Annotated in this window: 15 protein-coding genes; 10 read left to right on the top strand and 5 right to left on the bottom strand. The window is 62.9% G+C overall.

The features are described 5' to 3' along the window. Positions 1 to 11 precede the first annotated feature (11 nt). From SB822_RS32610 to SB822_RS32635, 6 genes are all read left to right on the top strand, one after another. Entirely contained in the window at positions 12 to 1,145 is a 1,134-nt protein-coding gene (locus tag SB822_RS32610; protein WP_114221685.1) for an acyl-CoA dehydrogenase family protein, read from the top strand. A gap of 173 nt (positions 1,146 to 1,318) precedes the next feature. Then, a complete protein-coding gene (locus SB822_RS32615) occupies positions 1,319 to 3,025 on the top strand; it encodes an AMP-binding protein (RefSeq protein ID WP_114222810.1) in 1,707 nt (568 codons plus the stop codon). Between the two features lie 54 nt (positions 3,026 to 3,079). Further along, positions 3,080 to 4,609: a CoA-acylating methylmalonate-semialdehyde dehydrogenase gene (locus SB822_RS32620; RefSeq protein WP_086919356.1), complete on the top strand. Its 1,530-nt coding sequence runs from the start codon at positions 3,080 to 3,082 to the stop codon at positions 4,607 to 4,609. Positions 4,610 to 5,421: 812 nt separating this feature from the next. Further along, positions 5,422 to 6,315: a 3-hydroxyisobutyrate dehydrogenase gene (mmsB, locus tag SB822_RS32625; protein ID WP_410856481.1), complete on the top strand. Its 894-nt coding sequence runs from the start codon at positions 5,422 to 5,424 to the stop codon at positions 6,313 to 6,315. After that, a complete protein-coding gene (locus SB822_RS32630; RefSeq protein ID WP_410856482.1) occupies positions 6,315 to 7,112 on the top strand; it encodes an enoyl-CoA hydratase in 798 nt (265 codons plus the stop codon). The genes mmsB and SB822_RS32630 overlap by 1 nt, the downstream gene beginning before the upstream one ends. Beyond that, positions 7,109 to 8,263: an enoyl-CoA hydratase/isomerase family protein gene (locus SB822_RS32635; protein WP_009771229.1), complete on the top strand. Its 1,155-nt coding sequence runs from the start codon at positions 7,109 to 7,111 to the stop codon at positions 8,261 to 8,263. Before SB822_RS32630 ends, SB822_RS32635 begins: the two co-directional genes overlap by 4 nt. A 13-nt stretch (positions 8,264 to 8,276) precedes the next feature. Here SB822_RS32635 and SB822_RS32640 read toward each other — a convergent pair whose 3' ends face one another. Further along, a complete protein-coding gene (locus SB822_RS32640) occupies positions 8,277 to 9,290 on the bottom strand; it encodes a hypothetical protein (RefSeq protein WP_007746239.1) in 1,014 nt (337 codons plus the stop codon). Positions 9,291 to 9,659: 369 nt separating this feature from the next. On the opposite strand from SB822_RS32640, the gene SB822_RS32645 reads away from it, so the two are divergent. Genes SB822_RS32645 through SB822_RS32655 form a run of 3 tightly spaced genes read left to right on the top strand, consistent with a single transcriptional unit; the run spans position 9,660 to position 13,480 of the window. Beyond that, positions 9,660 to 10,211 (top strand): (2Fe-2S)-binding protein, encoded by a 552-nt coding sequence (locus SB822_RS32645; protein WP_410856483.1) that lies wholly within the window; start codon positions 9,660 to 9,662, stop codon positions 10,209 to 10,211. Between the two features lie 9 nt (positions 10,212 to 10,220). Continuing rightward, positions 10,221 to 11,222, top strand: a complete 1,002-nt coding sequence (locus SB822_RS32650) for an FAD binding domain-containing protein (RefSeq protein ID WP_410856484.1) — start codon at positions 10,221 to 10,223, stop codon at positions 11,220 to 11,222. Positions 11,223 to 11,245: 23 nt separating this feature from the next. Next, the gene (locus SB822_RS32655; RefSeq protein ID WP_410856485.1) at positions 11,246 to 13,480 is read left to right on the top strand and encodes a xanthine dehydrogenase family protein molybdopterin-binding subunit; all 2,235 of its coding nucleotides are present in this window, start codon (positions 11,246 to 11,248) and stop codon (positions 13,478 to 13,480) included. An 836-nt stretch (positions 13,481 to 14,316) separates the two neighbouring features. Here the strand turns inward: SB822_RS32655 and SB822_RS32660 are convergent. Further along, positions 14,317 to 15,246, bottom strand: a complete 930-nt coding sequence (locus tag SB822_RS32660; protein WP_410856498.1) for a LysR family transcriptional regulator — start codon at positions 15,244 to 15,246, stop codon at positions 14,317 to 14,319. A gap of 342 nt (positions 15,247 to 15,588) precedes the next feature. On the opposite strand from SB822_RS32660, the gene SB822_RS32665 reads away from it, so the two are divergent. Next, on the top strand, positions 15,589 to 16,359 hold the full coding sequence (locus SB822_RS32665) for a response regulator (protein ID WP_410856486.1): 771 nt from the start codon (positions 15,589 to 15,591) through the stop codon (positions 16,357 to 16,359). On the opposite strand, the gene SB822_RS32670 is transcribed toward SB822_RS32665, so the two are convergent. The 3 genes from SB822_RS32670 to SB822_RS32680 all read right to left on the bottom strand — a co-directional run bounded on the left by SB822_RS32670 (position 16,356) and on the right by SB822_RS32680 (position 18,552). Then, positions 16,356 to 17,324: a quinone oxidoreductase family protein gene (locus tag SB822_RS32670; RefSeq protein WP_410856487.1), complete on the bottom strand. Its 969-nt coding sequence runs from the start codon at positions 17,322 to 17,324 to the stop codon at positions 16,356 to 16,358. The two genes, SB822_RS32665 and SB822_RS32670, sit on opposite strands and share 4 nt — an antisense overlap. A 16-nt stretch (positions 17,325 to 17,340) precedes the next feature. Beyond that, positions 17,341 to 18,120 carry an alpha/beta fold hydrolase gene (locus SB822_RS32675; RefSeq protein WP_410856488.1) on the bottom strand — a complete coding sequence of 260 codons (780 nt, stop codon included), beginning with the start codon at positions 18,118 to 18,120 and terminating at the stop codon, positions 17,341 to 17,343. A gap of 105 nt (positions 18,121 to 18,225) precedes the next feature. After that, positions 18,226 to 18,552 (bottom strand): DUF4148 domain-containing protein, encoded by a 327-nt coding sequence (locus SB822_RS32680; protein WP_007743338.1) that lies wholly within the window; start codon positions 18,550 to 18,552, stop codon positions 18,226 to 18,228. Between the last annotated feature and the right edge of the window lie 281 nt (positions 18,553 to 18,833).

Consider the following 18,833-nt stretch of genomic DNA (forward strand, 5'->3'; position numbering starts at 1 on the left):
GAGCGAGACACATGGACGAGTTCTATACCGACGAGCAGCGGATGATCCGCGACGCGGCGCGCGACTTCTCGGTCGAACGCCTCGCGCCGAACGCGGCGCAGTGGGACCGCGAAGGTCAGTTGCCTGCGGAAGTCGTCGGGCAGATGGGCGAGCTGGGCTTTCTCGGCATGATCGTGCCGCCCGAATGGGGCGGCTCGTACACCGACTACATCGCGTATGCGCTCGCACTCGAAGAGATCGCGGCCGGCTGCGCCGCCTGCGCGACGCTGATGAGCGTGCACAACTCGGTCGGCTGCGGGCCGATCCTCAACTTCGGCACCGACGCTCAAAAGGACCGCTATCTCGCCGATCTCGCGACGGGCAAGCGCATCGGCGCGTTCTGCCTGACCGAGCCGCATGCGGGCAGCGAAGCGAACAACATCCGCACGCGCGCCGTGCTGCGCGATGGCCAGTGGGTCATCAACGGCAGCAAGCAGTTCGTGACGAACGGCGCGCGCGCCAGCATCGCGATCGTGTTCGCCGTCACTGATCCCGACGCGGGCAAGCGCGGCATCTCGGCTTTTATCGTGCCGACGGATACGCCGGGCTTCAACGTCGGGCGCCCCGAGAGCAAGCTCGGCATTCGCGCGTCGGATACCTGCCCGATCTCGCTCGACGATTGCGCCGTGCCCGAAGCGAATCTGCTTGGCGCGCCGGGCGAGGGCTTGCGCATCGCGCTGTCGAATCTGGAAGGCGGACGCATCGGTATCGCGGCGCAGGCGATCGGCATTGCGCGCGCGGCGTTCGATGCGGCCCGCGCGTATGCGAACGAGCGCATCCAGTTCGGCAAGGCGTTGAAGGAACATCAGACCATCGCCAACATGCTCGCCGACATGGCGACGCGCCTGAACGCCGCGCGCCTGCTCGTGCATCACGCGGCGCGGCTGCGCAGCGCGGGGCGGCCGTGTCTGTCGGAGGCATCGCAGGCGAAGCTGTATGCGTCGGAGATGGCTGAAGAGGTTTGCTCGAAGGCGATTCAGATTCACGGCGGCTATGGGTATCTGGAGGACTACGCCGTCGAGCGGCATTATCGCGATGCCCGCATTACGCAAATCTATGAAGGCACGAGCGAAGTACAAAGAATGGTTATCGCGCGGCACGTTTGAGCGCAGAATAATCCGCCAATAGAGTGATGAGACCAGAGTAAGGCGCTAAAGCGCCAACTCTGGGCCAACTCGCCAAGGGACCGGAGTAAGCGCTAAAGCGCTAACTCCGGCCGACTTGCCATGGGACCAGAGTAAGGCGCTAAAGCGCCAACTCTGGTCGACAGGAGACGACGATGACGGCAGCCCAGAGCTTTTTCGACGCGCGCGACCTGTTGTTGCGCCACCGCACCGACTATGAGCGCGCGTACAGCGAGTTCAGATGGCCTGAACTCGGGGAGTTCAACTGGGCGCTCGACTATTTCGACGTCGTCGCGAGAGGCAACGACAACCCGGCGCTGTGGATCGTCGATGATCCGGCGCAAGAAGGGCTGAAGCTCTCGTATGCGCAGATGTCGGAGCGCTCGTCGCGGATGGCGAATTTTCTGCGCGAGCTAGGCGTGGGGCGCGGCGACCGGCTGTTGTTGATGCTGCCGAACCGCGTCGAGCTGTGGGACGTGATGCTCGCGGCGATGAAGCTCGGTGCGATCGTGCTGCCCGCCACGACGCAACTGTCGCCCGACGACGTGCGCGACCGCGTGCAGATCGGCGGCGCGAATTTCGTGGTGGTCGATAGCGCGGAGACGGGCAAGTTCGACGCGCTCGATACGCCGTTGAAGCGGATCTCGGTTGGCGCGCCGCGCGAAGGCTGGACGGATATCGCAGCCGCCTACGCATCGTCGCCGACCTTCACGCCGGACGGCGCCACGCGCGCCAGCGATCCGATGCTGCTGTACTTCACGTCGGGCACGACGTCGAAGCCGAAACTGGTCGAGCACACGCACGAAAGCTATCCCGTCGGCCATCTGTCGACGATGTACTGGATCGGCCTGCAACCGGGCGACATCCACTGGAACATCAGCTCGCCCGGCTGGGCGAAGCACGCGTGGAGCTGCTTCTTCGCGCCGTGGAATGCGCAGGCGTGCGTGTTCGTCTACAACTTCGCGCGCTTCGTGCCGAAAGAAACGCTCGACGTCCTGGTGCGCTACAACGTCACGACGCTGTGCGCGCCGCCCACCGTGTGGCGCATGCTCGTGCAGGAGCCGCTCGCGTCGTATCCCGTGAAGCTGCGCGAGATCGTCGGCGCAGGCGAGCCGCTGAACCCGGAGATCATCGAACGCGTGCGGCATGCCTGGAACATCGTGATTCGCGATGGCTACGGGCAGACGGAAACCACCTGCCAGATCGGCAACCCGCCGGGGCAGCCTGTGGTGCCGGGTTCGATGGGGCGTCCGTTGCCGGGCTACCGCGTCGAACTCGTCGATGCGGACGATCATCCCGTGACGGAAGGCGAAATCGCGCTGCCGCTCGCGCACCGTCCGCTGGGCCTGATGACGGGCTACGCGAACAACGCGAAGGCCACCGAACACGCGATGCGCAACGGTTACTACCACACGTCCGATGTCGCGATGCGGCGCGACGATGGTTATCTCGTGTACGTCGGCCGCTCGGACGACGTGTTCAAGTCGTCCGATTACCGGCTGAGTCCGTTCGAACTCGAAAGCGTGCTGATCGAGCACGAAGCGATTGCCGAGGCGGCCGTGGTGCCGAGCAACGATCCGCTGCGTCTGTCGGTGCCGAAGGCATTCGTGACCGTGCGACATGGATTCGAAGCGGGTCCCGAACTCGCGCGCGAGGTGTTCCGCTTTTCGCGCGAAAAGCTCGCGCCGTACAAGCGCATTCGCCGCCTTCAATTCAGCGATTTACCGAAGACGATCTCCGGAAAGATTCGCCGCGTCGAACTAAGGCGGCGCGAACTGGAGCGCACGGCGGAGCCGGCGCGCCTGCAGGATGAGTACTGGGAAGAGGATTTCCCCGAGCTTCGCAATGGGAACGGAAACTGAGCCCGAACTGAACGACAGTCGAGCCACCGATATCTACTTCAGGAGACATGCAGAATGAGCGCAATTCCTTCGACTCTGGCTGACCGCAAGGTCGACACGGTCAAGCTGTTGATCAACGGCGAATTTGTCGAGTCGAGCGCGACCGAGTGGCGCGACATCGTGAATCCGGCGACGCAGGAAGTGCTGGCGCGCGTACCGTTCGCGACGAAAGCGGAAGTGGACGCGGCGATCCGTTCCGCGCATGCCGCATTTGCGACCTGGAAGAACACGCCGATTGGCGCGCGCATGCGGATCATGCTGAAGTACCAGGCACTGATTCGAGAGCACATGCCGCGCATTGCGAAGACCTTGACGGCGGAGCAGGGCAAGACTTTGCCCGATGCAGAAGGCGACATTTTCCGCGGCCTCGAAGTGGTCGAGCATGCGTGCTCGATCGGCACGTTGCAGCAGGGCGAGTTCGCGGAGAACGTGGCGGGGAGTGTCGACACGTACACGCTGCGTCAACCGATTGGTGTCTGCGCGGGCATTACGCCGTTCAACTTCCCCGCGATGATTCCGCTGTGGATGTTCCCGATGGCGATCGTATGCGGCAACACATTCGTGCTGAAGCCGTCGGAGCAGGACCCGCTATCGACGATGCAACTGGTCGAGCTGGCCATCGAAGCGGGCGTGCCGAAGGGCGTGCTGAACGTGGTGCATGGCGGGAAGGAAGTCGTCGATGGGTTGTGCACGCATGAGCTGGTGAAGGCGATTTCGTTTGTTGGATCGACGACTGTGGGCACGCATGTGTACAACCTGGGCAGCCAGCACGGCAAGCGTGTGCAATCGATGATGGGCGCGAAGAATCACGCTGTCGTGTTGCCTGATGCGAACCGCGAGCAGACGTTGAATGCGCTGGTGGGTGCCGGCTTTGGCGCGGCGGGGCAGCGGTGTATGGCGACATCGGTGGTGGTACTGGTGGGGTCGTCGAAGGAGTGGTTGCCCGAGCTTGTCGCGAAGGCGAAGACGTTGAAGGTGAATGCCGGACATGAGGCCGGCACGGATATCGGGCCTGTGGTTTCGCGTGCTGCGAAGGAGCGTGTTCTTCGTCTGATCGACGCGGGCGTGAAAGAGGGCGCAACGCTTGCGCTGGATGGGCGGGGTGTTGGTGTGCCTGGCTACGAGGCTGGCAATTTCATCGGGCCGACGGTGTTTAGTGATGTTTCGGTCGAGATGGATGTCTATAAGACGGAGATCTTTGGGCCTGTGTTGTGTGTGATGACCGTGCCGACGCTGGACGACGCGATTGCGCTTGTGAATAGCAATCCGATGGGTAATGGCGTCGGACTCTTCACGCAGAGCGGCGCGGCGGCGCGGAAGTTTCAGAGCGAGATCGATGTTGGGCAGGTTGGGATCAATATTCCTATTCCCGTGCCGGTTCCGTTTTTTAGTTTTACTGGGTCTCGCGGGTCGAAGCTTGGGGATCTTGGGCCCTATGGCAAGCAGGTTGTGCAGTTTTATACGCAGACTAAGACTGTCACGGCCAGGTGGTTTGATGATGCCACTGTCAGTGATGGTGTGAATACGACCATTAGCCTTCGATAAGTTTTTGTTTGTCTGCGACGCTGGGTGGTGTGCTTGTTTTTGAGTTGGCATCCGCGATTTGTCTTCGTGGCGCGGCCGGGTTGGTTTGCTTGTGTTTGCGCTGGCATCCGCGCTATGGTGTTTGCCGTTCACGCGTCGCCCCTGTGCGGGGCGGCACCTACTTTTCTTTGCCGCCGCAAAGAAAAGTAGGCAAAAGAAAGCGGCTAACACCGCCAGTTCTTGTTTTTTTCCTGAGGGCCCCCGAAGGGTCTTACGCTTCACACGGCAATCACGTGACCCACGTTCGTTGCCAACGCTTTGAATAAACGCCTCACCCGCTTCAACCGCCCGCATAACTGCTAACGGTAGCGAACGGTTAGTGCCGCCCAGGTGGCAAACTGTGCGTAGGTTGTCGCGGCATATACGTTAGCGCTCTTACATGGTGGAACGCGTGCGCTATCGGTCCGAAGTGAGGCGTGTGGAGTACTACGGCCTACACACAGTTTTCCACCTGGGCGGCGGTGGAATATCTGACACGGCGTGCGGCAACGCGGGTGCGTGAAGCGGGTGAGGCGCAGCGCAAGAGCGCTGGCAACAAAGATGAGTCACGTGATTGCCGCGTGAAGCGTAAGACCCTTCGGGGGCCCTCAGGCAAGAAGAAATGTTGGCGGTGTTAGCCGCTTTCTTTTGCCTACTTTTCTTTGCGGCGGCAAAGAAAAGTAGGTGCCGCCCCGCACAGGGGCGACGCTTGAAGCAAGCTAACAAATCGCGGATGCCAGCGCAGAAAGCAAAACACCGCCATAGCAGTCGCAGACAAAACCACAGGAGCGAACATGAAAATCGGCTTCATAGGACTAGGCAACATGGGCGCGCCGATGGCGCTAAACCTGCTAAAGGCGGGCCACGCCCTAAGAGTTTTCGATCTGAACACGCAAGCGTTAGAAACCCTGCAACAAGCAGGCGCAAAAACAGCAAAAACGCCAAAAGAAGCATCGACGGACGTCGAATATGTCATCACGATGCTCCCAGCCGCAGCACATGTAAAAACAGTGCTAACAGGCGAAGAAGGCATCCTCGCGGGCATCGCGAAGAACATAACGATCATCGACTCGAGCACAATCGACCCAGCCAGCGTAAAAACTTTCGCCGAACTGGCGACACAGAATGGAAACACCTTCGTAGACGCGCCAGTCTCAGGCGGCACAGGCGGCGCCACATCCGGCACACTGACCTTCATGGTCGGCAGCACCGCAGAAACTTACGAACAGGTAAAGCCAATCCTCTCAGCAATGGGCAAAAACATAGTCCACTGCGGCGAAACCTCGACCGGCCAGGTCGCAAAGATCTGCAACAACCTGGTGCTAGGCATCACGATGGCAGGCGTGTCAGAAGCGATGGCACTCGGCGAAAAGCTCGGCATTGACCCCCAGGTACTGGGCAAAATCATCAACACATCGACGGGCCGTTGCTGGAGTTCGGACACCTACAACCCGTTCCCCGGCGTAATCGACACCGCGCCGTCGACACGCGGCTACACAGGCGGCTTCGGCACCGACCTGATGCTCAAGGACCTCGGCCTCGCCACCGATGCCGCAAAACTCGCGCGCCAACCCGTCTACCTCGGCGCGCTCGCGCAACAGCTCTATCAGACCATGAGCACGAACGGCGCCGGCAAGCTCGACTTCTCAGCGGTGATCAAGCTGTATCGCAAGGATGGAGACGTGTAATGATCGAACTCGACTACGCGCATGACGGCAGCGTCGCAGTGCTGACCCTGAAGCGCCCGCCAGCGAACGCATTCACGCCGGAAGGGCTATTGCAGCTGCAGCACACCATCGAACGCCTGAACGGCGACGCGCAAGTGCGCGCAATCGTCATCACGGGCGACGGCCCGAAGTTCTTCAGCGCGGGCGCCGATCTGAACACCTTCGCCGACGGCAACAAGGAAATCGCGCGACAAGCAGCATCGCGCTTCGGCACGGCGTTCGAGACGCTGCAAAACGCGCGGCCCGTCGTGATCGCGGCGATCAACGGCTATGCTATGGGCGGCGGGCTCGAATGCGCGCTCGCGTGCGATATCCGCATCGCCGAGCAGCACGCGGTAATGGCGTTGCCGGAAACGGCCGTTGGCCTGCTGCCGTGCGGCTGCGGCACACAGACGCTGCCGTGGCTCGTCGGCGAAGGCTGGGCGAAGCGCATCGTGCTGACAGGCGAACGCGTCGATGCAGCGACGGCGCTGCGCATCGGGCTCGTCGAAGAAGTGGTCGAAAGAGGCGCGGCGCGCGAATTCGCGTTGCAGATGGCGGCGCGCGTGGCGGGCTTGAGCCCGCAGGCCGTCACGTTCAGCAAGGATCTGATCCAGCAGGCGCGCAACGGCGTGCCGCGCACGGCGGCGCTGGCCGTGGAGCGCGAGCGCTTCGTCGATCTGTTCGACGGCGCCGATCAGCGCGAGGGCGTCAACGCGTTCCTCGAAAAACGCGCGCCGAAGTGGCAAGGCGCGCAATCGAAGGAGTCGCAGCGATGAGCGCTGTTCTCAAAGAGGCAAGCATGCACGAACCCGACGTGCTGTTTCGCGTCGTCAATCGCGTCGCGATCGTCACGCTGAACCGGCCGGCTGCGCTGAACGCGTTGTCGCACGAGATGGTGCGCGAGCTGGCCGCGCTGGTCGAGCGCTGCCGCACCGATAGCGAGATCGTCGCCGTGGTGCTGCGCGGCGCAGGCGCGAAAGGCTTCTGCGCGGGTGGCGACGTGCGCGCGCTGTTCGGCATGCGGCAGCGCAACGAAAGGAACTGGCAGCAGTTCTTCATCGACGAGTACCGGCTCGATTACGCGCTGCATACCTTCCCGAAGCCCGTTGTCGCGCTGCTCGACGGCATCACGATGGGCGGCGGCATGGGGCTTGGCCAGGCGGCGCGGCTGCGCATCGTCACCGAGCGAACCAAGATCGCAATGCCCGAGACGCGCATCGGCTTTCTGCCCGACGTCGGCGCAACGCGTTTTCTGAGCATGATGCCCGCCGAGATCGAACTGTATGTCGGGCTGACGGGCGTGACGCTGTCGGGCGCGGAGGCATTGCGCTTCCAGCTGGCGGATCTGTGCGTGCCGTCCGAATGGCTCGATACGTTCGAGGAACGTCTATTGCGCATCGCAACGGCCGACGTCGCCGCCGACGAGCTGCTGCGCGCTTTGCGCACCGTATTCGAGCCGCCGTGCAACATCGTCCCGCACGCGGGGCTCGGCGCGTTCACGCAGCTGATCTTGCGCCATTTCGACCGGCGCTCGGGCGTCGAGCGGATCGTCGCGACGCTGCGCCATGATCTGGAGCGCGAGCATTCGCGTGAGGTGCGTCAATGGCTGCAGGCAACCTACGAAGCGCTGACGTCGCATTCGCCGACCATGCTGTACGTCACGCGCGACGCGTTGTTGCGCGGCCGTCAGATGACGCTCGCCGAATGTTTCCGGATGGAACTGGGCATCGTCACGCGGGCAATCGAAGAGGGCGATTTCAGCGAAGGCGTGCGCGCGCATCTCGTCGACAAGGACCGCAAGCCGCGCTGGGCACCCGCGACGCTGGCTGAAGTGCGGCCAGAGCGCGTGCGGCATTTCCTGTCGTCGCCGTGGCGCGCGCAGGCGCATCCGCTGGCCGATCTTGGCGAGGAGCAAGCGCTGGCGTGAACGCGCGCCACGCCTAGAACCGATATCCGATACCACCCATCAGCACATCCGTATCGCGGCTATAGCGCGTGACGACGCGATTCCACGTCACGCGCGCCGCCCAGTGTTGCGTGAAGCGATACGAGGCCGACGCCGAGACAATGCCCGACAGGATGCCGTCGCCCGTCGGGCGTTCGTCCGGATCCTCGCCGTGATGGATCGCGGCGTACGCGCCCGCGCCGAAGCCGAGCGTCAGGTGATCGTCGAGAAACGCGCGCGTCAGCCATAGCTGTGCCGTGAGGCCGTCGCGGCGCGCTTTCAGGCCGTCGCCTTCATGCAGATAACCGAGCGTGCCGTCGAGCCAATGCGTGAGCCCGCGCCGGTATTCGATCGACTCGGCCATGGACGTCTGCGATTCGAGGCTGTTGAGAATGGTCTCTCCAACCATCACCGTGACTTCGTTGTTCGTTACGTCATGCGTACGCGGCAGGGCCCAGGCGCGCGGTCCCGGCTCTTCGGGCGCGTCGAGCTGATAGCCGACGCCGAGCAGTACGGCCGTCGTCGAAGGTCCGCGCGACACCTGTATGCGGTTGAGCTGCAGGCTCGTCGTCCAGCGGTGCGACGTGTACCACGTCGCCCGCGCGCTGAACAGGCCGCCCCAGCCGTGCGTGTTCGAGTAGCCTTGGCCCTGTTCGGCGGCTTCCGTATCGAAGTAACGATACGGTCCGACGCCGAGCGCAAACACGAAACGGTTCTGCGCGAGCGGCAGACGCCCCCAGATCTGCACCGCCTGGCCATCGCGATGATGGTCCGGCATATGGCCTTCGTTCAGCCATGTGATGCTGCCCGCGACGTATCTTCCAAAGCCTTCCGTATAGTCGATCGCCCATGAATAGGTGTTCGTGCTCGCACCTCTCAGCCAGCCGCCGTACAGGGCAATTTCCTGCGCCGACGCGCTGCGGGCCGACAGCGCAGCGCAGGCCGCACCCATCAGCAGCAACGGTTTCAGACGGTGGCGCGGGTTGTTCTTCAGATTGTTCAAAGACATGCCCCTTGAATAAAAATCATTCTGAATGAGTTGAGTGATCTGTGCGCTGTAAGGGGCAGATGTAACGGTTACAGATTTTTGCAGCGGTGCGCGCGAGGCCGGGTATTGCGCTTGCTGCGCCTGATCACTCTGTCGATCGATTTGAGATTCGATCCGGCATTCGGACGGTCAGAAGCGCAGGGCGTTTGAAACGCGGAGGGTTCGAAGCACGCCACCGGCGCGTCCACGGATCGGCGCCTATACTTTTCGCTTGTCCATCGGTGCTCCACGATACGGCGACGGCGTCGCGCGATCGTGACGCGCGCCATCTGGCATTCGACCGTCTTCCTTCCGATCGTCCCCTTCCGATTGCTGCATGGAGATTTCCCGATGCCCCACACCATCGCCCGACCCGAAGTCACTCCGCAGGAAGCCAATCCACCTGGCGACACGCCACACGCGCAGCCGTCGTCGAGCGTCACGATTCCCGTCGAACTGAACGTGAACGGCACGTCTTACGCGCTCGCGCTCGATCCGCGCACGACCCTGCTCGACGCGTTGCGCGAGCATCTGCATCTGACAGGCACGAAAAAAGGCTGCGACCACGGCCAGTGCGGCGCGTGCACGGTGCACGTGAACGGCCGCCGCGAGAACTCGTGTCTGTCTTTCGCGGCGACGCACGAAGGCGACACGATCACGACCATCGAAGGCATCGGCGAGCCCGATGCGCTGCATCCGATGCAGGCCGCGTTCGTCGAATGCGACGGCTACCAGTGCGGCTACTGTACGTCCGGCCAGATCATGTCGGCCGTCGCGCTGCTCGACGAAGCGATCGGCCCCGATGACGCCGACGTGCGCGAAGCGATGAGCGGCAACCTGTGCCGCTGCGGCGCCTATCAGAACATCGTGACGGCCATCCAGACCGTGCGCGGCAAGCGCTAGGAGGCCACGATGGAACTGTTCCAGCTTTCGCGCGCGAACGACATGCGCGACGCGATCGTCGCAGGCGCCGCGTCGCAGACCGCGCAGCAGGGCGCACAGGTGCGCTTTCTCGCGGGCGGCACGACGCTGCTCGATCTGATGAAACTCGATGTGGAGAAACCGGCGCGCGTGGTCGATATCAGCCGGCTGCCGCTCGACCGCGTCGAAATAACCGACGAGGGTGGCGTGCGTATCGGCGCGCTGGTGCGTAATGCCGACCTCGCGCTGCATCCGCTGATTCACGAGCCGTATGCGGTGCTGTCGCAGGCGCTGCTGGCGGGCGCGTCCGCGCAACTGCGCAACATGGCGACGACGGGCGGCAACCTGCTGCAACGCACGCGCTGCGTCTACTTCCGCGATACCGCGATGCCGTGCAACAAGCGCGTGCCCGGTTCCGGCTGCGCCGCGATCACCGGCTTCAACCGGACGATGGCAATTCTCGGTACGAGCGACGCATGTATTGCAACCAATCCGTCGGATATGAACGTCGCGCTCGCGGCACTCGGCGCGACGGTTCAGATTCACGGGACGAAGGGCGCGCGCAGTGTTCCGATCGACGATTTCTACCTGCTGCCGGGCGACACACCGGAGCGCGAAACCGTGCTCGAACCGGGCGATCTCGTCACACATGTCACGTTGCCTCCGATTCCGGGCAGCCGGTCGCTGTATCTGAAGCTGCGCGACCGCGCGTCGTATGAATTCGCGCTGGCTTCGGCGGCCGTCGTCGTCAATGTGGCCGACGGGCGTATCACGCGCGCGCATGTTGCGCTCGGCGGCGTCGGCACGAAGCCGTGGCACGCGCGCGAAGCCGAAGCCGAACTCGCGGGCGCCGTGCCCGATGCGGCGAGCTTTGCGCGCGCCGCCGACGCCGCGCTCGCGAATGCGAAAGCGCAGAGCCAGAACGGCTTCAAGATCGAACTATCGAGGCGCTGCCTGATACATGCATTGACGCAGGTCATGCAGTCCGTCTGAAACTTTTTCGAGGACTTCTTTCCATGTCCACTGTGTCCGATTCTTTGCTGTCCATCATTGGGCAGCCGCAGTCACGCATCGACGGTCCGCTGAAAGTGAGCGGCGGCGCGCAGTACACCTCCGATATCGATTTGCCCGACATGCTGTACGCGGTGCCCGTGTGCGCGACGATCGCGAGCGGGCGTGTCACGTCGCTCGAATTCGCTGCCGCTCAGGCGATGCCCGGCGTGCGCGTGGTTCTGCATCGCGGCAACATCGGCCGCTTCTATCGCATTTCGGGTAATTCGATGGAGACGGGCTTCGTCGACGAAGCGCGCCCGCCGTTCGAGGACGACGTGATCCGCTATTACGGCCAGTATGTGGCCGTCGTCGTCGCCGAGACATTCGAGGCCGCGAGCAACGCCGCGGCCGCCGTGAAAGTCGGCTATGAAAAGACGGCGCACGACGTCAGCGACGAGCTTGAAGCGAAGGGCGAGCCGCATGTCCAGAGCGAGCGCGGCGATGCGGCATCCGCATTCGACACAAGCGAAGTGACGCTCGACGAGACGTATGTGACGCCCGTCGAAACACATAATCCGATCGAACTGCACGCTACTGTCGCGCAGTGGGACGGCGAGGGCTACACGTTCTACGAGACCACGCAGGCTGTGTCGAACCATCAGGGCACGCTGATGCAGATGCTCGGCCTGCCGAAAGAGAAAGTGCGCGTGATCTCGCGTTATCTCGGCTCGGGCTTCGGCGGCAAGCTGTGGATGTGGCCGCACTCGCTGCTCGCGGCGGCGGCGTCGCGGCAAACGGGGCAGCCGGTGAAGCTGGTCGTGAGCCGCAAGATGATGTTCCAGAACGTCGGGCATCGTCCGACGACGCAGCAGCGCATGCGTCTTTCCGCTGATCGCGGCGGCAAGCTCACGTCGATTCGCCACGATTACGTGAACCACACTGCGATCGCTGACGACTACGAGGAAAGCTGCGGCGAGATCACCCCGTTTTTGTACAGCGTGCCGAATCTGCGTGTGAGTTCAGGTCTCGTGCGGCGCAACGTTGGATCGCCGACCGCGATGCGCGGACCGGGCGCGGTGCCGGGACTCTACGCGCTCGAATCGTCGATGAACGAACTGGCGCGCAAGCTCGATATCGACCCTGTCGAATTCCGTTTGAGGAACGAGCCGAAGGTTGACGAATCGACGGGTCTGCCGTTTTCGTCGCGGCATTTGGTTGAGTGTCTGACGACGGGCGCGGAGAAGTTCGGCTGGGCGCAGCGCACGTCCGAAGTCGGTTCGATGACACGCGACGGGCTGACACTCGGCTGGGGCGTCGGCGCATGCGGCTGGCCGGGGCTGCGTTTTTCCGCCGAGGCGAGCGTCGATCTGCTCGCGGACGGCACGGCGCGCGTCGTGTGCGGCACGCAGGACATCGGCACGGGCACGTACACGATCCTCGCGCAACTGGTCGCGGGGCACACGGGCATTCCGCTCGACAGGATCGAAGTCGCGCTCGGCGATACGATGCTGCCCGTGGGACCGATATCGGGCGGCTCGGCGGCGACGGCTTCCGTGATTCCCGCCGTGCTGCAGGCGGCGCGTGCGGCAACGGACATGGTGTTGGCGCGGGCCGTCGCTGTCGACGAGTCGCCATTCAAGGGTGCCGACAAGGACGCGCTTGCGTTCGGCGCGGGACGTGTGTATCGCAAGACGGACGCGGTGGAGAAGGGCGTGCCGTTCGCGCAGATCCTGCAGGCCGCGAAGATGCACGCGGCGTCAGGTAAGGGCAGTGCGCAGGGCGGCTTCGACGATCCGCTGAAGAAGCACTATTCGATCTACTCGTATGGCGCGCATTTCGCCGAGGTGACGTGGCAGCCGGAGACGGTGCGGCTGCGCGTGAGCCGCATCGTGACGGTGATCGACGCGGGGCGGATTCTGAATCCGCGGGCCGGGCGCAATCAGATTGAAGGGGCTGTGGTGATGGGTGTTGGCATGGCCCTCTTCGAACATACGATGTATGACGCGCAAAGCGGTGCGCCGATCAATAGCAATCTTGCTGACTACATCATCGCTTCGCATGCGGATACGCCGGCGCTCGATGTGACGTTTCTGGATTATCCCGATCCTGTGTTCAACGAGCTGGGCGCGCGTGGGATTGCCGAGATTGGGCTTGCTGGGGTCGCGGCGGCGATTACGGATGCCGTGCATCATGCTACGGGTGTCAGGGTGCGGAGGTTGCCGGTGATGATTGAGGATTTGCTTGTAGAGAGGGCTTAGTGTGGCGCCTTCGCGGCGCGGGCGGTTTGGTTTGCTTGTGGGTGCGGGCTGGCTTCCGCGATTTGTCTGCCGACGCTGGGTGGTGTGCTTGTTTTTGAGTTGGCATCCGCGTTTTGCCTTCGTGCTTCAAGCGTCGCCCCTGTGCGGGGCGGCACCTACTTTTCTTTGCCGCCGCAAAGAAAAGTAGGCAAAAGAAAGCGGCTAACACCGCCAGTTCTTGTTTTTTTCCTGAGGGCCCCCGAAGGGTCTTACGCTTCACACGGCAATCACGTGACCCACGTTCGTTGCCAACGCTTTGAATAAACGCCTCACCCGCTTCAACTGCCCGCATAACTGCTAACGGCAGCGAACGGTTAGTGCCGCCCAGGTGGCAAACTGTGTGTAGGTTGTCGCGGCATACACGTTAGCGCTCGTACATGGTGGAACGCGAGCGCTATTGGTCCGAAGTGAGGCGTGTGGAGTACTACGGCCTACACACAGTTTGCCACCTGGGCGGCGGTGGAATATCTGACACGGCACGCTGCAACGTGGGCGCATGAAGCGGGTGAGGCGCAGCGCAAGAGCGCTGGCAACGAACGTGGGTCACGTGATTGCCGTGTGAGGCGTAAGACCCTTCGGGGGCCCTCAGGCAAGAAGAAATGTTGGCGGTGTTAGCCGCTTTCTTTTGCCTACTTTTCTTTGCGGCGGCAAAGAAAAGTAGGTGCCGCCCCGCACAGGGGCAACGCGTGAAGCACGCTAACAAAACGCGGATGCCAGCGCAAATACAAGCAAACCAAACCAGATGCCCGCGCAGCGGCCAAACCAAACCCCCCCAGCAGTCGCAGACAAGAACCCCACTAGTGCATGTGGACACCTTCCACCGAAAACACGGAAAGCCGCCGCTGAATCCACTTGAGCAATTCCATCGGCCCAGGCGTAAGCAGACGCCCCGTCTTCACGATCAACCGCGCGTGCGTACTCTGAAAAACAGGATGATCGACGGGCACCGTCGTAAGTTCACCGCTTGCCACTTCACGCCGCGCCGCAAACTCCCCAATCAACGTGACAAAATTCTCCACAGCAACCATACGTTTAAGCACAGCAAGCGAATTAGTCGTCATAGCCGGCTCGATCTGCATGCCTTCGGCAACTTCAAGCATCTTCACCGCGTGTCCGATCCCAAACGTCTGCGGCATCAACGCCAGCGGAAACGCCCGCAAATCCTGAATCGTAGCGGCCCGCTTCCGCATCGCAAGCGGATGCTCCCGCCGCAACAGCAAAACCGCCCGCTGAACCGAACTCGCAAGACACTCAAGCCGCGGATGCGGCGGCGGGTTATAAGCCAGCCCGATATGCGCCCGGCTTTCAGCCACCTCTTCGACAATGCCATCACGAGCCAGCATGCTCATCTCGATCGTCAGCGCAGGATACTTCGCGCAGAACGGCGCAAGCACATCCTCGGTCAGCGTATCGACGAAACCTTCGCTCACAGCCAACTGCACCCGTCCATGACGCAGGCCGCGAAATGCATGCAACTGGTCTTCGAGTCTCTCCTGCTGCGACTGGCACCCCTCCCAGAACTCCAGCAGATGCGCCGCCGGTTCCGTCGGCCGCGCGCCTTTGGCACCGCGCTCGAACAGCGTGACGCCCAGTTCCTCTTCGAGCAGCCGGATCTGTCGCGTGATGACCGACGGCGACGTGTTCATGTCGTCGGCGGCGCCGCGAATCGATCCTTGCGTCAGGACCGCGTAGAAATATCTCAGGCGCTGGTGATTGATTGTTCGCATCGTTGTCAGACCCATGAAATCTCGAGTGTTGCTCATAGGGCAACAAGGAGTGAGCACAGTTGCTGTTGTGTCAACGATGCGTTCCTGCCACCATGCGCGGCACATTAACCCGCACCCGGTGGCCGGCGTGACGCGTGTCGACGTTGCTCATTTGAGCAGCGGAATGTATCCGTCACATGTCGTGAAGTGGCTCGCAGGCAATGTTTTGTATCGGCGGGTGTGGGCCGGATACATGCGCGTACGAAGGCGACGACCGTGCTGCTGTCAGCGCGGTCGCGCCATCAGTGCGAGCCGGAAGCAGCGCGCCTTGCCGGTGCCGTAGCCGCAGTCGTTGGATCAGTCATGAAGAAGCTCGAACACGTGTTGATCGTCGATAACGATCGTGAGATCCGCGAACTCGTCGCCATCTATTTGCAACGCAATGGCATGCGGGTATCGCACGCGTCCAGCGGGCGCGACATGCGCGCGGCGCTCGAGCGCGACATGCCCGATCTCATCGTCCTCGACGCGAGGTTGCCGGATGCGGATGGCCTGTCGCTGTGCCGCGAATTGCGCGCAGGCGAATTTCGCGCGATACCCGTCGTCATGCTGTCCGCGCGTCACGACGAAGCGGATCGCATCGTCGGCCTCGAACTGGGCGCCGACGACTTTTTGTCCAAGCCGTTTGTGATCCGCGAACTGCTGGCGCGCATTCGCGCCGTCCTGCGCCGCACGAACATGCTGCCGCCCGGCATGCGCGTCGCGGAATCGGCCACCGTCCTGCGTTTCGGCGAGTGGCGGCTCGACACGGCAGCGCGCCGTCTGCTCGATCCCGAAGGCACGGTGGTCGCGTTGAGCGGCGCGGAGTATCGGCTGTTGCGAGTGTTCCTCGATCATCCGAACCGCGTGCTCACGCGCGACCAGTTGCTGAACCTGACGCAAGGCCGTCACGCCGACCTGCTCGACCGCTCGATCGATCTGCTCGTGAGCCGCGTGCGACAGCGGCTGCAGGACGGCGTGCGCGACGGACGCTACATCAAGACGCTGCGCAACGAAGGCTATCTGTTTTCGGCCGCCGTGATGCGCGTCGAAGGCCATGAGTCGCATGCGCCTGTGCCGGACTGCATCGCCTAGGGAATCAGCAGCAGCTTGCCCGTGGTCCTGCGGCTCTCCATATCGGCATGCGCTCGTGCAGCATCCGCAAGCGGATAGACGCCGCCGATCCGCACGTCGAGCACGCCCGCGATGATCCAGTCGAACAGCTGCTTCGCACGCGCGCGCAACAGGGCAGGGGTGTGGACGTGATCGGCGAACGTCGCGTAGCCGATCTTGATGCTCTTCGGCAGGCTCATGATATGAAGCGGGCCGGCCGCGCCCAGTACCGGCCCATACCAGCAGAACGTGCCCGAGCGCCGCAGCGATGCGAGCGAACCCTGAAACGTCGCCGGTCCCGAACCGTCGTAGACGACATGCACGCCTTCGCCGTCGGTGACGCGCATGACTTCGTCGGCGAACCGGCCTTCGCTGTCGACGATCACATGATCGGCGCCCGCTTGCCGCGCGGCTTCGATCTTGTCTTCATGCGACACGCGGCCGATCACCATGCCGCCGCGCTGTTTGATGATCTGCGTGAGCAACAGCCCGAGGCCGCCCGCCGCCGCATGCACCAGCGCGATGTCGCCTTGCCGGACAGGGTAGAAGTCCGTCGCGAAGTGACTGGCCGTGAGGCCCTGCATCATCACGGCGGCGGCGGTGGTGTGATCGATTGCGTCGGGAATGGGGACGAGCGATACAGCGGGTATCGCGATACGCTGTGCGTAGCTGCCGGGCGCATAGACCCACGCGACACGCTGTCCCGGCCGGATATCCGCGACGTTGTCGCCAACACTCAACACGCGTCCCGCGCCTTCGACGCCCAGCGGTTTCGGATTCGCCATCGTCGACCAGATGCCGCCGCGCCGCACGCCGATGTCCATGAAATTGACGCCTGCGGCATCCACTTCGACGACGGCTTCACCCGGGCCAGCAACAGGTTCGCCGCATTCGACCAGCCGAAGCTTCTCCGGCCCCCCAGGACCGTCCATCATGATGGTCTTCATGTCGCGCGCCTCTGCCTTAGTGCGCGTTGCGTGCCGCCGCGAGAATCGCGTTGGCGACGGCTTCGGGCTGGCTCAGCATCGCGACGTGGCTCGCGTCGACGCGCGTCACCTGCGCATGGATCTGCGTCGCCATCTTCGCTTGCAGATGCGGATCGATCATCTTGTCGCGGCCGGGAATCACGAAGTACGACGGTTTCTCGTGCCAGGCGGCCTGCGTCACCTTGTCGTTCACGCAGCCGGAAAACCACGGCCCTTGCGTCGCGGCGACGATGCGTTGCTGGCCTGCGGGCAGGTCAAGCGCGAAGTCGTCGCGCACGGCCTTGTCCGACAGCGTGAGATAGCCGGCCGAATCCTTTTGCAGTTCATTCGCCCATACGGGCGGCTTCATGCCTTGCGTGATGTCGGCGATCGACTGGTTGGCGTCGGGCGCGAAGGCCGCGACGTAGACGAGCGACTTGACCTTCTCGTCGTTGCCCACCTGGCTGATGACCACGCCGCCCCACGAATGACCGACCAGCACCACGGGTCCTTTCTGCTGATCGATGACGCGCTTCGTCGCCGCGACATCGTCGGCGAGCGAGCTCAACGGATTCTGCACGGCGACAACGTGCAGCCCATGTGCTTCGAGTAACGGGATCACGCGGTTCCAGCTCGACCCGTCGGCGAATGCTCCGTGCACGAGAACGACACTGGTACCTTTGAGATCGGCTTGCGTGGCCGCGTGCGCAGTCTGCAACGCGAAAAGTCCGCACAGCATCGTGGCGAACGCGAGGAAGGTCCTGAAGCTTCTTGTCATTGTGTTGCCCCTGAGTACCGCGTTATCGATAGATGTTTTTCTGCTGCGTCAGTTGGGCGCTCCGTTACGACGCATGTGCATGCATCGGAAACGGAGCAGCGGCGATCACGAGTGCGCGTAGATCGGTTCGAGACCCAGCACATCTTGCTGCGGAGCGGGCGTTTGTGCGGTGTCGCGATGCGCGCCCGAGTTCGATTGACCCGCTGCGACGCCGCCATACGCAGCACCCTTTTCAGCCTGGATGCGCGACAGCGCGGCTTCGATGTTCGTCGGATATTGGGTGTTGTCGCTGGCCGGGTTGTAGCCGGCCTGCTGCAACTGAACCAGCTCGGCGCGCACCTGGGCGCGGGTCACGGGTTGGTTCGACTGCGCGAACGACACAGCGGGAGCGGCGATCAAGGCTGCAACGATGAGGGATTGAACGAGTTTCATGAGTACTTCTCCAGTAGTGAAGCGGGTCTGCGTTGATGTCATTCCGGGCGGTCATCGCGCTTTGCGCATTGCATGCGCGATGCCTTCTCGCCCGGTCAGTCGCACTGTCATGAATCAACCTTGCGTGTCGTTATTTGAACCCGCTCACGTATCTGGCTTGTTTCCAGAACGCGCCGGAATGTAAGCCAGTATTTCTCGATCGGCGATATATACATTGCGCTACAAATCTCAGGCAGCGGGTTGCCAATGACAAACGCCACTGCACCGCGAAAGCGCAGTGG

The organism is Paraburkholderia sp. SIMBA_054 (assembly GCF_046534875.1).
GTDB lineage: Bacteria > Pseudomonadota > Gammaproteobacteria > Burkholderiales > Burkholderiaceae > Paraburkholderia > Paraburkholderia hospita.

Coding starts and splice junctions, on each gene's coding strand:
- SB822_RS32610 (WP_114221685.1), top strand. CDS start 12: ATGGACGAGTTCTATACCGACGAGCAGCGGATGATCCGCGACGCGGCG.
- SB822_RS32615 (WP_114222810.1), top strand. CDS start 1,319: ATGACGGCAGCCCAGAGCTTTTTCGACGCGCGCGACCTGTTGTTGCGC.
- SB822_RS32620 (WP_086919356.1), top strand. CDS start 3,080: ATGAGCGCAATTCCTTCGACTCTGGCTGACCGCAAGGTCGACACGGTC.
- mmsB (WP_410856481.1), top strand. CDS start 5,422: ATGAAAATCGGCTTCATAGGACTAGGCAACATGGGCGCGCCGATGGCG.
- SB822_RS32630 (WP_410856482.1), top strand. CDS start 6,315: ATGATCGAACTCGACTACGCGCATGACGGCAGCGTCGCAGTGCTGACC.
- SB822_RS32635 (WP_009771229.1), top strand. CDS start 7,109: ATGAGCGCTGTTCTCAAAGAGGCAAGCATGCACGAACCCGACGTGCTG.
- SB822_RS32640 (WP_007746239.1), bottom strand. CDS start 9,290: ATGTCTTTGAACAATCTGAAGAACAACCCGCGCCACCGTCTGAAACCG.
- SB822_RS32645 (WP_410856483.1), top strand. CDS start 9,660: ATGCCCCACACCATCGCCCGACCCGAAGTCACTCCGCAGGAAGCCAAT.
- SB822_RS32650 (WP_410856484.1), top strand. CDS start 10,221: ATGGAACTGTTCCAGCTTTCGCGCGCGAACGACATGCGCGACGCGATC.
- SB822_RS32655 (WP_410856485.1), top strand. CDS start 11,246: ATGTCCACTGTGTCCGATTCTTTGCTGTCCATCATTGGGCAGCCGCAG.
- SB822_RS32660 (WP_410856498.1), bottom strand. CDS start 15,246: ATGCGAACAATCAATCACCAGCGCCTGAGATATTTCTACGCGGTCCTG.
- SB822_RS32665 (WP_410856486.1), top strand. CDS start 15,589: ATGAAGAAGCTCGAACACGTGTTGATCGTCGATAACGATCGTGAGATC.
- SB822_RS32670 (WP_410856487.1), bottom strand. CDS start 17,324: ATGAAGACCATCATGATGGACGGTCCTGGGGGGCCGGAGAAGCTTCGG.
- SB822_RS32675 (WP_410856488.1), bottom strand. CDS start 18,120: ATGACAAGAAGCTTCAGGACCTTCCTCGCGTTCGCCACGATGCTGTGC.
- SB822_RS32680 (WP_007743338.1), bottom strand. CDS start 18,552: ATGAAACTCGTTCAATCCCTCATCGTTGCAGCCTTGATCGCCGCTCCC.